A 15,997-nucleotide genomic window follows, 5' to 3' on the forward strand; every position below is an offset into this window, starting at 1 on the left:
TGATTCTATGAAACGAAAAAAGAGAATACATTCTGGAGTATGTATAACTGACGAACATATTGTATGTGTTACCGCTCATATAGAAAATAAAACAATGGTCATTACTGATGCGTTAGAAATGAAGCGTACAGGACCTATTGATGAAGACGTTACAAAATTTATAGAAACGTATGATTTAGATGAAGGGGCTTATAGTATTGTTGCTAATATTGATACACAAATGCATGTAGCACCTTATGATCCTCATGATTTTGATATGAAGGAGTTTATAAAGTGGAATATAGAGGACTACTTTAGTTTTGAGGGGGATAGTTTCCAAATGGATGCTTGTCGCCGGGAATATCCACGACACAATTATCATATGTTTATGGTGGCTGTAGATCGGCATTCACTAGAGCTTTTGAAGCAAGGTATACGAGATACTTATGCACCCCTTGATGTTATTGATTTTTGGCCTATTCCTATTTGTTATTGCTTGATGCGGCGCAGCGGTACTGTAACAGGTGTTGTGGAAGAAGGCGCCATGCATTTATGGCTTTGGTGGAATGATATATGCATTCAAGAGTGTATTGTACCTATTACTGGTAGCGATGTAGCTGAAGCTATGGATAAGTTAGAAGTGAGATTACAAGACTTTGGTATAGATGAGATACAGGGAATTCGGATGTATGGGTTAGAATCTATAACAAATGAAGAACGGACAGATATGGAAGGTATAATTTCCATGTATGGAGAAACTGAATATATTCCATTATTATTCTTAGGTCGTGGCCGTAATCGTTGCAAGCAAGGGCAATTAGATTGGGACATGGCTATTGGTATGGCGGCAAGGGGGCTTAAATGGATTGGATTGGGCTGGTAAGGACAGATGTATTAATTTAATGCCTCGCTCGTTACGATGGCATAGTTTATGGCATACCTATCGATACCTTCTTTATGGGATAAGTCTTATATACATTATAGTAGGGCTTGTTACTATATATAGTTGTTGGTCAAGCTATCGTAGCTATGAAAATCGAAAGATAGACTTTGTGCGATTGCAAGCAAATGCTCAGTATCAAGAAATACATCAACAATATGGTGAATTAATGGAAATAAGAAATAAAATAATAAAGAATAAAATCCTTAAGAATCAAACAGATATATTACCCAATACAATGGTCCTATATATTCTTGATGCCGCTATGTCAGAACATATTAGTCTACAGCATCTTAGCATTAAGGATGGGCGTATCAGTATAGATGGTATAGGTACGAGTGACGAAATGTGTCGTAAATTTATTGCTATTCTCCAACAAAAATTACTAGGGATGGAGTGTCATGGAACAGTTAAAGCAGATAAAGGTGTTTATACATTCCATATGGACGGATCTAAAAGAGAGCACAACATATCAGGTCGAGAGAATATTAACGGGCCTAGTGTTGTGGGGGATGCTCATTAGCCTTTCTATGTATGGGCATATTTATTTTGAAGACAAAAATAATAGCTTAAAAAATCAACAAGATAATTATAATATACAAATGAATGCTGAGTCAGATTATATAGTGTCTAATGAAGCAAAACTATTAGAATCTTTTACACGGAACAAGACATCTAATACAAGTTCTAATACAAATATTTTTGATTCCTTGCAAGGAGAACCATTAATGATTGTCAGTACTGATGAGCATGAAGGTATACTAGAATTAACAGTATTAGGTAGTACAGAGCGTATGATTAACTGGATAAATACTGTTGAAGAAAAGGATCCTTCACGCCGTATAGAAATAGAAGATATAGAACGTAAAGGTAATGTAGTTTATGTGCATTGTGCAATTAAATCGATTATAAAACCTTAATGAAAATCGGGTGTACTGTATAGAGACAGATTATAGATTTTATGTCTATAGTCTGTCTTTGTTTTTGGACCATTTTATAGTACAATGAAGGATATGTAATGATAAGGGGCACATAATAGATGATAATAAAACGGAATATTATGCTCATCGGTTCTATGGGAAGTGGCAAAAGTCACTTTGGACGGAACCTTGCAGAACGCAAGGGTTGGCAATTTGTAGATACCGATCGCGTATTAGAAAGTCGTTTTGGGTTGCCCATTGCTGAGATTTTTAAAAAGATAGGAGAAAAAGCATTCCGCCGCGCCGAAATGGATGTACTAAAAAAGGTTTGCTTATACCATGAAGCAGTGATTTCTGTGGGTGGGAATTTTCCTATTGAACATCGCACCTTAAAGGTATTAAAAAAATATTCCTATATTATTGGTATCCGAGCTGCACAATTCCGTATTGTCAGTCGCGTGAATCGCCGTGTTGGGAAACGGCCTACCATGGACTATAGTAATGTGAATGCCTTTGTACATGCTATGATACAATCGTGGAAGCCCGTGTATAAGCAGTGCGATTTTGTACTAGATACAACAAATGGCCGGACCTATGATTTTATACAGCGTATTGAGGATGAATTAGATGCCTCAGATGTGCAATTTAAAGCAAGACGTCAACCCAATGATATAAACGATGTAGATGCTAAAGAAGCATCTGAAGATATACAATTTAATAATCAACAAAGTAGGAAAAAAGAGATTTCTGAAGCAGTATCAAAAAGAGCAATGTCTAATAAAATTCGTTATGATAAACGGTATAAACAAAAGACTTCTAATCAAACGAATAAAAAAGGTAAGGCACATAGTATATCCAAACAACGTACACCACAAGGGGGTAATGGATATGAGAAGAATCGCAATACTAACAAGCGGCGGAGACGCACCTGGAATGAACGCCGCCATAAGAGCGCTAACTAGAAAAGCTATACATGAAGGTTTTGAAATATTTGGTATTGAACGTGGCTATTTAGGTATCATTGAGGAAAAGATATTTCCCTTATCGAATCGAGACGTTGGTGGCATCATAACACAAGGTGGTACGATGCTGAAAACGGCACGCTTTCCAGAATTTCAGAATGAAGAAATTCAACGCAAAGCTTATGAAATTTTGAAAACTTATGACATTGACCATTTGGTTGTTATCGGTGGTGATGGCTCCATGCGTGGTGCTACAAGTTTATCTAAACTTGGTATGTCTACTATGACCATTCCATGTACGATAGATAATGACATGGGTGGTACACAATATACGATAGGCTATGATACGGCTCTTAATACGGTAGTTGATGCGGTTGGGCGTATTCGTGATACATCAAACTCCCATGAACGTGTAGCTATTGTGGAGGTTATGGGGCGCAAAGCTGGACATATTGCATTAAAGGCAGGCCTAGCTTGTGGGGCAGAAATAGTTTTGGTTCCTGAAAATCCCATGCCTTTACATGCGGTTTGTCGTCATTTAAAGGAAACACAAATTCGGGGTAAAGAATATAGTGTTATCCTCGTTGCAGAAGGTGCCTATAACAGCGGTGAGGTGAAAGCTTTTATCAAGGAGCATACAGAATTTGATCCTAGCCTAACTGTGTTAGGCTACTTACAACGTGGCGGTGGTCCATCGGCATTTGATGCTATTTTAGCGGCTCGCATGAGTGAAGTCTGTATTAATTTATTGATGAGTGGTGTCGCTAACCGATTAGTAGGTTATATAGATGGTCATATCCGTGCACTATCTTATGAAGAGGCAGAACGTCTTGAATTTCCAATCGATGAGAAGGATTATAGATTATTGTCAATATTGAGTAGTTAATGGCCCGTAAGGGCCATTTTTTATATATCATAATTTATTCATTAATGAAATTATATTGCATAAAAGCAATTGGTGCTGTATAATTTAAAAATACTATATGTGTTGATATAGAATAAATGTCTTTTTAATATATCTTCATCTTAAAAAAAGGAGATCATAATGAAAGAGTTCTTACAAAAGCATCGTAAACGTATAGTAACAGGTGCTGTTGTTCTTTGTGTTCTTGGTGGCGGCACATATTACTACATGGATAGTCTAAATGCAAATCAAGCACAAACGTTATATACTACTGGCAAGGTTGAAAAGGGTGATGTAAAAACTAGTATCAGTGCCACAGGTACTATTAACCCTGTAAATTATGTAGATGTTTCTACAAATGTTGCTGGTAAACTTGAAAAAGTTTTAGTTAAAGAGAATGATCAAGTTACGGCCGGTCAAGTTATCGCTTATATTGATACACGTCAATTACAAGCATCTGTTGATGATGCTCGTGCAGCGTTAGCCAAAGCAGAACTTGATATGAATCGTTATAAATCCTTGGCGGCTCAAGATGCTATTGCACAACAAACATATGATGATTCTGTAACATCTTATGAACGTGCTAAATCTACTTATGAACGTGCTGCCGCAGATTTAAGTGATGCTACTATTACAGCTCCAATGTCTGGGACTGTTGTTGGTACACCGCTAAAAGCCGGTCAAACTATTAGTACTGGTATTTCCACACAAATGATCATTGCTACCATTGCAGATTTAAAAAATTTAGAGATTTATCTTACTGTAGACGAAACCGATATTGGCAATATCAAACAAGGTGCTAAGGTAGAGTTTACTGTAGATTCTAAGCCAGGTGAAACTTTCACCGGTTACGTTTCTGAAATTGCAAAAGGTACAAAAGGTAATATGGGCACAACAAGTAGTAGCGTTGTGTACTATACTGTTAAGGTTCAAATTCCTGAAAATATTGCAGGTAATTTCTTACCAACTATGACGGCTCGTGCCACAATCTTTGGTGAAGATATTAAAAATACATTGGTAGTTCCTCTTACTGCTGTACGTACGGACAAACAAGGTGAGTATGTATATGTTATAAAAGATGGTCAACCAGTACGAACCGCTGTCTCTACAGGTGTAACTGGGGATACTAATGTTCAAATCTTAAAAGGTTTATCTGAAGGTGATGAAATTATCGTAAGCGGTGATGTGAATGCACCAAAAAATAATGTAGCTGGACCATTCTAAGGGTAGGTGCTTATGAACCAAACAGTAATTGACATACAAGGAATTACAAAAACCTATGTGAATGGCAAATTATCAGTACCTGTTCTACATGGCATTGATTTAGTTGTCAATAAGGGTGAATTTGTATCCATTATGGGACCATCTGGCTCAGGTAAATCAACCTTTATGAATATTCTTGGATGTTTGGACCGACCTACAACTGGTTCTTATCGACTCAATGGAGACGAGGTTGCTACCTTATCTGATGATGAGCTTGCGTATGTGCGTAATAAACAGATCGGTTTTGTATTTCAAAGCTTTAATTTGTTGACAAAATTGACAGCCCTAGAAAATGTAGCGCTTCCTATGATTTATGCCGGTGTAAATAAAAAGATGCGCATTGAACGGGCCACTCAATTATTACAGTCTGTCGGCTTGGGCGAGCGTATGGACCATTTGCCATCCGAGTTGTCTGGTGGGCAACGTCAACGTGTGGCGATTGCTCGTGCATTGGCAAATAATCCTGCTATTATCATGGCTGATGAACCGACAGGGAATCTTGACTCTAAGTCAACCATCGATGTTATGAACATCTTTCGAGGCCTTCATAATGAAGGCCGTACGATTCTTCTAGTTACACATGAACCGGATATTGCTACGTACGCGAGTCGTAATGTAGTCTTGAAAGATGGGATAATCGTAGAGGATTCGATCAATTCTAATATGACTCCTATAAAGGAGGTGCCTAATGTATAAAGAAAGTTTTCTAATGGCATGGGCTTCCTTGATTGCTAATAAAATGCGCTCCCTCTTGACCATGTTAGGTATCATTATCGGTGTAGCAGCTGTTATTGCCTTGGTATCTATCGGTAATGGGGTGAAGCAAGATATTGAGAATTCTATTTCTAGCTTAGGCTCTAACTTGTTGGTAGTTCTGCCAGGGGCGCCGCGGACGCCAGGTGCTAGATCTTCGCAGGGGTCCATGAAATCGTTGAAAATATCTGACTATGAAGCTATTGCTAAGTTAGAAGGTGTAAAAGCCGCCAGTCCTATGACAAATGGCTCTTATGTGGTGATTTATCAAAATAAAAACTGGACTACATCTGTTGCGGGGGTTAATTCTAACTTTCAGGACGTAAATAATTGGACTATGACATCTGGTCGATTTTTCTCCGATAAAAATGTTCAGAACCGAGAACGTGTAGCGGTTGTGGGACAAACGGTAGTAAAAAATTTGTTTACTGATGAAGATCCTGTAGGCAAGGAAATCCGTGTTAAAAATATTCCATTCCGTGTCATTGGTGTTCTCAAAAGTAAAGGGAACGGAACCATGGGTAATGACCAAGACGATACGGTGTTAATTCCATATACAACATCAATGGAGCGCGTAGAGGGCATTGACTATCTTCGCAGGGTGTATGTTGTGGCTAAGGATGATGAGGGCATCGATCGTTTGCAGGCAGATATAGAGAACTTGTTGCGTGTTCGTCATAATATTAAAGATACAAATTTGGATGATTTCAATATTCAAAATATGAAATCTATTATGGAAACAGTGGCTCAGACGACCGGAACATTTACGTTATTCCTGGGGGCTGTTGCTGCGATTTCTCTAGTTGTAGGTGGCATTGGTATTATGAACATCATGCTTGTATCTGTAACGGAACGGACTCGAGAAATTGGTGTGCGTAAAGCTTTGGGGGCTACGTATAGCGTAATTGTTACGCAATTCTTAATAGAAGCCGTTGTAATCAGTTTAATGGGGGGCTTTATTGGTATTGCTTTCGGTATAGGAGCCTCAAAAGTAATCGGAATGGTATCGGGAATGAGTACAGTTGTATCTGTTCCAACAATCATAATGTCCTTTGCCTTTTCCATGGCTATTGGTTTGATTTTTGGTATATACCCAGCCCGTAAAGCGGCTAAACTCAATCCAATTGATGCATTGCATTATGAATAGTTTTGAATTTATAAATGTGTTTTTTAAGAACATACTATATAATTAGATAGAGTTATTCGCATATGGTGCGTTGCATGATACAATATGTATGATGTAGCGCACCATTTTTATAATCTCTTATGATTACTGGTGAATTTGATATAGAATTGGAGAAACAAATGGCTACGACATTGATAGAATATTTCAACGAATTACGAGATCAAAACCCATTTTCTTGGGTAAAAGATTCTGAGATTACAGCAGTAGAACCAGGTCATGCGGAAATGACATTGCAAACAAATGAAACCGGGTATTGCAATTTTAGAGGGGATTTGCATGGTGCTGTTTGTATTGGTTTAGCAGATAGTGTGATGGGGACCGCTTGTTTTACTTTGGGAAAATCTGTTAGCACCATTGATCTTAATGGTAACTATGTGAAAGCTGTTAAGGGCGGTACTGTATTACGTGGTGTAGCCAATGTAGAGCACAATGGTAAAACAACCATGGTGGCTACGGCTCGTATCTATAATGAATTAGGTGAACTTGTACATTTAGCTCGTGGTACATTTTTTGTACTAGAAGAGAAGCCATTACCTGATTTGCCATGGCGTTTTATTGAAGAAGATAACCCTGATTTGGTATAATATAGTTTAGACTTTTAACTATAGGAGGATGCTTGAATGGAACAAGAATTACAACGCATTAAAGAGGTAGCGCTAACAGCTATCAGAGCTGCCACTGATCAACAAGCGTTGCAAGACGTACGCGTAAAATATTTAGGTAAAAAAGGTGAAGTAACTGCACTGTTAAAAGGTTTAGGTAAATTATTACCAGAAGAACGCCCTAAGATGGGGGCTCTTGTAAATGCTGTGCGTGAAACATTAGAAGCTGAATTAGATAAAATTAAGTCCTCTATGGAAGCGGCGGCTATGAATGCTCGCTTGGAAGAGGAAAAAATAGATATTACTCTACCTGGTAGAGCTCCAAAAACAGGTCATATCCATCCATTGACTACAGTTAATGAAATGATTGAAGACTTTTTTATGAAAATGGGTTATACCGTTGAAGAAGGCCCAGAGATAGAGCAAGATTACTATAACTTTGAGTGCTTAAACTTGCCTAAAGATCATCCAGCACGCGATATGCAAGATTCCTTCTATATTACAGAAAACTTCTTGTTACGTACACATACATCTCCGGTACAAGCTCGTACAATGCAACGTCATGAACCTAACAGCCCAATTCGTATGATTGCGCCTGGTAAGGTTTATCGTTGGGACTATGATGCGACACATTCCCCAGTATTCCATCAAGTGGAAGGTCTCATCATCGACGAGCACATTACATTTGCTGACTTGAAAGGTACATTAGAGTCCTTCTTGCGGCACATGTATGGTGATGAAACAAAGGTGCGTTTCCGCACGAGTTTCTTCCCGTTCACAGAGCCATCTGCAGAGGTAGATATTTCCTGTGTAATGTGTGGCGGTGAAGGTTGCCGAGTATGTTCTCATACTGGTTGGCTTGAAATTTTGGGCTGCGGTATGGTTCATCCTGACGTATTGCGCATTAATGGGTATGATCCTGAAAAGGTTAAAGGTTTTGCCTTTGGTATGGGCGTAGAACGTATTGCTATGCTGTTATACGGCATTAATGATTTACGTCTATTCTTTGAAGATGATGTACGATTCTTGGAACAATTTTAGGAGGAACTCATGAAAGCAAGCTTACAGTGGATGAATGAATACGTGCCTGTGGATATGAATCGTCCTGCTCAAGAATTGGCCGATGAATTAACACAAGCTGGTATTCCTGTAGAAGATGTCATTCCTATGGATAATGACATTAAGAAAATTTATACTGGCAAAATCATAGAAATCACGAAACATCCAGATGCAGATAAATTACAAGTATGCCAAGTAGAATGTCTTACTGAAGAAGGGGAGCCTGTTACTAAGCAAATCGTAACGGCTGCTACTAATGTGGCAGTAGGTCAAATTGTGCCTGTAGCGTATCATAAATCTCGCTTAGCTGATGGCACAGAAATTAAAAAAGGTAAATTGCGCGGTGTTGTATCTGAAGGTATGTTCTGCTCTGTTGCAGAATTCGGTATCTCTAGTGACTTAGTCTTACCAGAGGAAGCGCAAGGTATTTATATTTTCCCTGAAAATACACCAATTGGTCTTGATGTAAAAGACGTATTGGGCATGAACGATATTGTATATGAGTTTGAACTCACTGCTAACCGTGCAGATTGCTTCTCCATGGTTGGCTTATCTCGTGAATTCGGTATAATGACAAATCAAAAAGCTTTATTCCCTGTTATTATGGTCAACGAAAATGGTGAGTCCATCGAAGGTAAAGCATCTGTATCTATCGAAGCTGATGATCTTTGTACTCGTTTCACTGCTCGCATAGTGACTGATGTTAAGGTAGAGCCATCTCCATTGTGGATGCAAAATCGTTTGCGTAATAGCGGTATTCGTCCTATTAATAATGTAGTAGACGTAACAAACTATGTTATGTTAGAACTTGGTCAACCTATGCATGCATATGACTATGACCATGTAAAAGGTCATCAATTAGTGGCAAGACGTGCTAAAAATGGCGAAGTACTTGTAACACTTGATGGTTCTGAACGGGAATTGAATGACTCTATGCTTATTATTGCCGATGCAGAACGTCCTGTAGGCGTAGCTGGTATCATGGGTGGCTTTGATAGCGAAGTAACGAATGAAACTACTACAGTAATGCTTGAAGCTGCTGTGTTTAATGGCCCATCCATTCGCCGTACTGCAAAAGCTCTTGGCATGCGTTCTGAAGCGTCTGGTCGTTTTGAACGTGGCGTAAACCATAAATATACTGCTTATGCTATCGACAGAGCAGCTCAATTATTACAACAAATCTGCCCTACTTGTAAAGTTGATGTAGGTGTTATTGATGTATATGAAAATCCTGTAGAGCAACATTCCGTTACTTTCACAGCGGAACAAATCAATGATTACTTGGGTACAAATATTGAAAAAGACGAAATGGTTCGTATTTTGACAGCCCTTGAATTCATTGTAACAGAAGAAGGGTATACATTATCTGCCCTCGTTCCAACATGGCGCGGTGACGTAACAGTGATGCCTGATATCGCTGAAGAGGTAGCTCGTATTTATAACTACGATAATATCGCTCCTACAATTCCTGTAGCCGTATTATCCTCTGGTGGGATGACTCCCAAAAAAGCTCTTACTAAACAGGTAACACATGTGTTGGCTAAATTGGGTATGACTCAAATCATTACATTTAGCTTCATGCACAAAGATGGTCTTACCAATATGATGCTTCCTGAAGGGGATAGCCGTTATACTGCGATTCCAATCTTGAACCCAATTTCCGAAGAATTCCCTTACATGCGTACTACATTGGTGCCAGCTGTTATCGAGGCAGCAAAACGCAATATTGCGCAACAAAATAAGGATCTTTGGTTATTTGAAACAGCTAATGTATATGAGCCAAAGGCATTGCCTTTAACAGAAGTACCTCATGAGCGCCCTATGGCTTGTGGTATCTTGATGGGTAAGGCAAATCAAGCTGGTTGGAATCAAGCAGAACGCACTACGGATTTCTATGATGTAAAAGGCATTGTAGATGCGTTGTTGGCGGAACTTGGCGTTACAGGTTACGATATTAATCGTGGCACTGAACCTTACTTCCACCCAGGTGTAAGTGCTCAATACGTAGTTGATGGTAAAATGATTGCTCAATACGGTGAATTACATCCACAAGTGAGCAAAAACTTTGACTTGCCTGGCAAAGTATATATGTTTGAAATCGATTTGGAAGCAGTATTATCCTTGTCGATTCCAGCATTCCGCTATACATCTTTCAGTAAATTCCCAGGCACTAGCCGTGACCTTGCCATTGTTGCACCTGTGTCCGTATCTAGTGGTGAAATTTTATCCATCATTAAAGAACATGGTGGAGAATATTTAGAAAGTGCATCTATCTTTGATGTTTATGAAGGTGAACATATCGAAGCAGGTTACCGCAGTCTCGCATACAACTTACAATTCCGCTCTATGGAAGGTACGTTGAATGATGAGGATATTGACGGTAATATTCAAGCTATTATTGATGCATTAGCAGAAATTAACTGCAGATTACGTTAATTTTAAGCAGTATATTGAAAGGGTTTACCGTATGGTAAACCCTTTTAGTACTATAGTTATGCCTTTAGTTAGGTAGAAAGGACTGTCCATGGAATTATTGGCTCCTGCCGGTACGATGGAAAACTTTATAGCCGCTTTAGAATCTGGAGCAGATGCCATTTATCTTGGTGGCAAAGGTTTTAATGCCCGAGCTCATGCAGCAAACTTTGGAATTGAGGAATTAACCGAGGCTATTCGCTTGGCCCATATTCTAGATGTGTCTGTATATGTAACGGTAAATATCCTCATAGGTGACTCCGAATTATCTGCTCTTGAGGCATATTTAAAGGACTTAGAGCGCATCGGCGTGGATGCTATCATCGTTCAAGATTTAGCAGTGGCTAAATTGGCGCAGCGAGTGGCTCCTAAATTACACTTACATGGCAGTACACAAATGACTGCAGCTACGCTCGATGCGGTTCGTTTTTATGAAAGTCTCGGTTTTACACGTGTCGTTTTAGCTCGTGAATTGAGCCTCGCTGAAATTGAACATATTTGCAAGAACTGTACAGCTGAAATCGAAGTCTTTGTACACGGTGCGTTGTGCATATGTTATTCTGGTCAATGCTTAATGAGTTCTTTCATCGGTGGTCGCAGTGGTAACCGTGGTGCTTGTGCACAGCCTTGTCGGTTGCCTTATGAGCTATTGGATTCTTCAGGTACTAGCTTGTTGCCAAAACACGAAGCCTATCTATTAAGTCCAAAGGATCTTAACTATAGTGAATATATGAATGAACTTGTGGCGGCCGGTGTTACGTCCTTTAAGGTAGAAGGGCGTATGAAAAAGGTTTCCTACGTGCGTCAAGTTATTGGGACCTATCGTCATATTTTAGATACGGCTCATATAGATTCTACTGATGCTGATGCATTAGCATCCGGATTTAATCGTGGATTCTCTACGGATTATTTAACAGACCATGTAGGAAAATCAATGATGACCGTGGTGGCCCCAAATAATCAAGGGAAATTGATAGGCAAAGCAGAGGTCAAAAAGGGTCAAGTTCATTTATTCTTAACAGAACCGATTGAAAAAGGATCACTCTTAAAGGTCATGCAAAGTTCTGGTAGTATTACGTACTATCAAATCGATCAGAACTGGTCTCTAGTGGATGAAAAGCATATTGTAGGTAAACCTGATGAAGGCTTTGCTGCGGGTCAAGTATTCCTTGCATCAGGTCCTAAAGCTCAAAAGCAACGCGGACTACAAGATTTTAGTGCTAAATTAGAGGTACATGGTTATCTATCTATTAATACAGACCGAGAACAGCCTTGTACAGATCTTACCTTTATATTAAACGATGGTTGTACTGTGACAGTATCTAATGAGTTTGAACCTGTTTATGCTAACAATAAACCGACTACATTAGAGAAGGTTAGAGATCAAGTAGGTAGATTAGGGAATACATTATTTACACTAGGCTCTATGTCTATTCCTGATGGACCGTACATGTGGCCCGCTAGTGTTTTAAATGCACTGCGTCGCGATGCTGTAGAGGCGCTAGAAAACTTGTTGATTACAGACCATGAAGCAGCTTGGGCAGAACGTGCTGTAGAACCCCGAAATATGTCATCGTTAGTAGCTAAAAGTAAGGTTCAATACACAGAGCCTATGGTGAGTGCTCGCGTTGATGAACTCGATGGTGTAAAAGCAGCAATCGAAGGTGGTGCTAAGAAGATTATCTTTGGTGGTGACCGTTTGCAACGTAAGCCTTATGAAATTAGCATCTACGAGCAGGTAGCCAAACTTTGTAAAGAGCATAATGTGCTTTGTGTATTTGCTACGCCTCGCGTCGTTAAAGATGATGAGGTAGACGCGTACATGAATACGCTTAAGGCCATAGTTGAGTCTAAACCAGATAGTATTTCTATTCATATGCCACAAGCTCTATTATGGCTTCGTGAGTTAGGGTATTCAGGTGCTATTGAAGCTGATACAGGTCTTAACATATTCAATGGCTCTGCACTACAAGTATGGCAAGATTTTAATATGAGTAGTATAGCTCCATCCTTAGAGTTGACCTTGGCACAACTAGTAAACTTACAAAAATCTGCTCATTTGCCATTAGAGGTAATGGTACACGGTTATACAGAAATGATGATTTCTGAGTATTGTGCCATCGCTAGCTTTGTTGGTACTGGTAAAAAGGAAAATTGTCCTATGCCGTGCGTAATAGAAGATTACGCATTAAAGGACCGCAAAGGGGAAGTGTTCCCACTTCGTACTGATCCATATTGCCGTATGCACATTATGAACAGCCATGAAATGGATATGCGTGCTTACGTGCCCGAGTTACATCGTAAAGGTCTACATATCTTGCGCATCGATGGGCGTCATATGGATCCACATCGATTGCGTAACATTGTAGCAGATTATGTATCCATTCAAAATGGAACAAAAGAGGCTCCGCCTAAGAGTATAGGTAAAGATGATACACCTATTACAAGGGGCCACTATTTTAGAGGTATTTTATAAAAGAGGTAGTACATTGTTTAACGAAGATGTATTAGACTTTCACCATATAAAAGAACAATTACAACAGCATTGTAGTTCTATTATCGCTAAAGAATTGGCTATGAATATTGAGCCAATGACGGATGCTAAAGCTATTCAAGAGAACCTTGATGAGACGGCAGAAGCCATGCGTTCTTTGCAAACAGAGGTAGAACAGCCGTTAGGCGGTACACGCGATATTCGTGAATCTTGCAAGAAGAGTCGCAAAGACTTTGTTCTTACACGTGAAGCTTTGTGGGACATTTATTTGACCATTGGTGCTTATAAGCGCATGACAAAGTTCTTTAGAACGAAATATATGGATTATCCATTGCTATCCCTATGGGTACAGGATATGCCGAATACAGATCGCATTGAAAACCGTTTTAAACGCGTCTTTGATGAAAAGGGGGAATTGCTTGATACAGCGTCTCCTAAATTGGCGAGCCTTAGAAATACGATTATCAAGACTCGTGAAAAGATTAAAAATGATATTCAAGCTATTTTGCACGACAAGGATAATCAAAAGTATTTCCAAGAAACCATCATTACGCAGCGTAATAATCGTTACGTAATTCCTGTAAAACAAGAGTATCGTCAATACTTTGATGGCCTTATTCACGACCGTTCTGCAACGGGTCAAACACTTTACATTGAACCGATGCGTTTGGTGAATCTAAATAATGAATTACAAGAGGCTTTGATTGGTGAAGAGCAAGAGGTCTTGCGTATTTACCGCGAGTTATCGGCTCTTGTAAAACAACATAGCAATGATTTGATGGATGCTTGTGAAAAGGTATCCCATATCGAATTTGTATATGGTAAGGCAAGTCTTGCTATTTCTTACAAGGGGGTACCGGCAATCTTAAGTACTGACAGAACCGTTAATCTCATGAGAGCTCGTCACCCATTAATTCCACCAAATATGGTAGTGCCTACAAATATTCAATTAGGTACATCGTACCGTATTTTACTAATTACTGGTTCTAACACAGGTGGTAAAACAGTTTCCCTTAAAACATTGGGCCTGTTGAGCTTGATGAATCAATGTGGCCTATTTATCCCTGCTGATCACGGTTCTATGTTACCAGTATTCCATAATATCTTTGCCGACATTGGAGACGAGCAAAGTATTGAGGCCAGCCTTAGTACGTTCTCTGCTCATATGACACAAGTTATTTCCATCATCAAACATTGTGGTCCTAACGACTTGGTTTTACTGGATGAACTTGGGTCTGGTACTGATCCAGAAGAAGGTAGCGCATTAGCTGTATCTATTCTTGAGTTCTTCCGTAAAAAAGGTGCCCTTATGATGGTGAGTACCCATTATAATGAGCTTAAAAATTATGCGTACCATACGGAAGGTATTGAAAATGGTCATGTAGAGTTTGATGAGCGCACCTTAAAACCTACATATCGGCTCCATATCGGCGTAGCCGGCAGTAGCCATGCGTTAAGCATTGCTGCACGTTTAGGCTTACCAAAGGACATTGTAGAACGCGCAACAGAGTATAAATCTCAATTTGGTAGTCATGAAATGGAAGAAGTTCTTTCCGACTTAAACGAACAACTCCGTAAAGCCTCTGAACGTGAAAGAGCGTTAAAGAAAGAACTTGATGAAACACGTCGTATGCGTGGCCAATTAGAGAAGGAAAAGAAACAGTTTAATGAAAAACGTAAACAAATCTTAGCCAAAGCTCAGGCCGATGCAGAATCCATGAAACGTAGTTTACGCGTTGAAGGGGAAGCGATTATCAAGCAATTGAAAGCGCAATTCTCTGAAACAAATAAGGATAGGCTTCAATCGGCTATTAATGCAGCACGTAAGGGGATTTCTAGTGTTCATGTACCAGAAGCTGCAGTGGATGATGATCGTAAGTTGTTAACCGCAGATGCTATTAAGGTTGGCCAAGCTGTTTATGTTACGTCCTTGCGTTCGTTGGGGACTGTGTTATCTATCAATGGTAACCGTGTAAATGTTGATATTAATGGACTAACAGCTACCGTTAAGGTTAGTGAATTACAATCAACTACACGTGAAGAAGGCAATAAACTAGCACGTGAACAAAAAGAAGCCATGCCTAAAACAAGAAAACGTATGGGTGGCTCCGCCGTACAACGTCAAAAAGAGGTTCGTACTGAAATCAACATTCTTGGCCAAACAGTAGATGAAGCGACCGTTTCTGTAGGTAGATTTATTGACCAAGCTTTGCTTGGTGGTGTTAATCAAGTGCGTATTATTCATGGTAAGGGTACAGGTGCATTACGTGAAGGCGTTCACCAATATTTATGTACCTTGCCTCATGTAGCGCACTTTGAAACAGCCGGTTATGATGAAGGTGGTGCAGGGGCTACAAATGTAGTTCTTAAATAAAATATAATTTTCAAAATATTGTATATGGAAATAAAAAGGTAGTAAGCTCTTAGGGCTTGCTACCTTTTTGTATAGATAATATTTGGATA

At 39.4% G+C, this 15,997-nt stretch carries 13 protein-coding genes; all 13 read left to right on the forward strand.

From position 1 onward, the window contains the following. Window positions 1-7 precede the first annotated feature (7 nt). The 13 genes from NE668_RS01595 to NE668_RS01655 all read left to right on the forward strand — a co-directional run bounded on the left by NE668_RS01595 (window position 8) and on the right by NE668_RS01655 (window position 15,908). A complete protein-coding gene (locus NE668_RS01595; RefSeq protein ID WP_227037024.1) occupies window positions 8-862 on the forward strand; it encodes a hypothetical protein in 855 nt (284 codons plus the stop codon). Beyond that, entirely contained in the window at window positions 846-1,442 is a 597-nt protein-coding gene (locus NE668_RS01600) for a fimbrial assembly protein (RefSeq protein WP_215675565.1), read from the forward strand. The genes NE668_RS01595 and NE668_RS01600 overlap by 17 nt, the downstream gene beginning before the upstream one ends. Continuing rightward, window positions 1,432-1,839 carry a hypothetical protein gene (locus NE668_RS01605; protein ID WP_042986426.1) on the forward strand — a complete coding sequence of 136 codons (408 nt, stop codon included), beginning with the start codon at window positions 1,432-1,434 and terminating at the stop codon, window positions 1,837-1,839. Before NE668_RS01600 ends, NE668_RS01605 begins: the two co-directional genes overlap by 11 nt. Window positions 1,840-1,958: 119 nt before the next feature. Further along, window positions 1,959-2,801, forward strand: coding sequence for a shikimate kinase (locus NE668_RS01610; protein WP_060918894.1), 843 nt, complete (start codon window positions 1,959-1,961; stop codon window positions 2,799-2,801). Next, entirely contained in the window at window positions 2,773-3,687 is a 915-nt protein-coding gene (locus NE668_RS01615) for an ATP-dependent 6-phosphofructokinase (RefSeq protein ID WP_060918893.1), read from the forward strand. Before NE668_RS01610 ends, NE668_RS01615 begins: the two co-directional genes overlap by 29 nt. Window positions 3,688-3,846: 159 nt before the next feature. Continuing rightward, the gene (locus NE668_RS01620; protein WP_004696124.1) at window positions 3,847-4,929 is read left to right on the forward strand and encodes an efflux RND transporter periplasmic adaptor subunit; all 1,083 of its coding nucleotides are present in this window, start codon (window positions 3,847-3,849) and stop codon (window positions 4,927-4,929) included. A gap of 12 nt (window positions 4,930-4,941) precedes the next feature. Next, entirely contained in the window at window positions 4,942-5,664 is a 723-nt protein-coding gene (locus tag NE668_RS01625) for an ABC transporter ATP-binding protein (protein WP_120054852.1), read from the forward strand. Then, on the forward strand, window positions 5,657-6,868 hold the full coding sequence (locus NE668_RS01630) for an ABC transporter permease (RefSeq protein WP_227037022.1): 1,212 nt from the start codon (window positions 5,657-5,659) through the stop codon (window positions 6,866-6,868). Before NE668_RS01625 ends, NE668_RS01630 begins: the two co-directional genes overlap by 8 nt. 158 nt (window positions 6,869-7,026) lie before the next feature. Further along, window positions 7,027-7,491, forward strand: coding sequence for a PaaI family thioesterase (locus NE668_RS01635; RefSeq protein ID WP_256195522.1), 465 nt, complete (start codon window positions 7,027-7,029; stop codon window positions 7,489-7,491). A 36-nt stretch (window positions 7,492-7,527) separates the two neighbouring features. Next, a complete protein-coding gene (pheS, locus tag NE668_RS01640; protein WP_227037020.1) occupies window positions 7,528-8,550 on the forward strand; it encodes a phenylalanine--tRNA ligase subunit alpha in 1,023 nt (340 codons plus the stop codon). A 9-nt stretch (window positions 8,551-8,559) separates the two neighbouring features. After that, window positions 8,560-11,004 (forward strand): phenylalanine--tRNA ligase subunit beta, encoded by a 2,445-nt coding sequence (gene pheT, locus NE668_RS01645; protein WP_227037019.1) that lies wholly within the window; start codon window positions 8,560-8,562, stop codon window positions 11,002-11,004. A gap of 88 nt (window positions 11,005-11,092) precedes the next feature. Next, window positions 11,093-13,516: a U32 family peptidase gene (locus NE668_RS01650; RefSeq protein WP_227037018.1), complete on the forward strand. Its 2,424-nt coding sequence runs from the start codon at window positions 11,093-11,095 to the stop codon at window positions 13,514-13,516. 13 nt (window positions 13,517-13,529) lie between these two features. After that, window positions 13,530-15,908 carry an endonuclease MutS2 gene (locus NE668_RS01655; RefSeq protein ID WP_227037017.1) on the forward strand — a complete coding sequence of 793 codons (2,379 nt, stop codon included), beginning with the start codon at window positions 13,530-13,532 and terminating at the stop codon, window positions 15,906-15,908. Window positions 15,909-15,997: the final 89 nt, after the last annotated feature.

The organism is Veillonella parvula, from assembly GCF_024461875.1.
Taxonomy (GTDB): Bacteria; Bacillota; Negativicutes; order Veillonellales; family Veillonellaceae; genus Veillonella; species Veillonella parvula_I.

Coding starts and splice junctions, on each gene's coding strand:
- NE668_RS01595 (WP_227037024.1), top strand. CDS start 8: ATGAAACGAAAAAAGAGAATACATTCTGGAGTATGTATAACTGACGAA.
- NE668_RS01625 (WP_120054852.1), top strand. CDS start 4,942: ATGAACCAAACAGTAATTGACATACAAGGAATTACAAAAACCTATGTG.
- NE668_RS01610 (WP_060918894.1), top strand. CDS start 1,959: ATGATAATAAAACGGAATATTATGCTCATCGGTTCTATGGGAAGTGGC.
- NE668_RS01635 (WP_256195522.1), top strand. CDS start 7,027: ATGGCTACGACATTGATAGAATATTTCAACGAATTACGAGATCAAAAC.
- NE668_RS01605 (WP_042986426.1), top strand. CDS start 1,432: ATGCTCATTAGCCTTTCTATGTATGGGCATATTTATTTTGAAGACAAA.
- NE668_RS01615 (WP_060918893.1), top strand. CDS start 2,773: ATGAACGCCGCCATAAGAGCGCTAACTAGAAAAGCTATACATGAAGGT.
- NE668_RS01630 (WP_227037022.1), top strand. CDS start 5,657: ATGTATAAAGAAAGTTTTCTAATGGCATGGGCTTCCTTGATTGCTAAT.
- NE668_RS01650 (WP_227037018.1), top strand. CDS start 11,093: ATGGAATTATTGGCTCCTGCCGGTACGATGGAAAACTTTATAGCCGCT.
- NE668_RS01620 (WP_004696124.1), top strand. CDS start 3,847: ATGAAAGAGTTCTTACAAAAGCATCGTAAACGTATAGTAACAGGTGCT.
- pheS (WP_227037020.1), top strand. CDS start 7,528: ATGGAACAAGAATTACAACGCATTAAAGAGGTAGCGCTAACAGCTATC.
- pheT (WP_227037019.1), top strand. CDS start 8,560: ATGAAAGCAAGCTTACAGTGGATGAATGAATACGTGCCTGTGGATATG.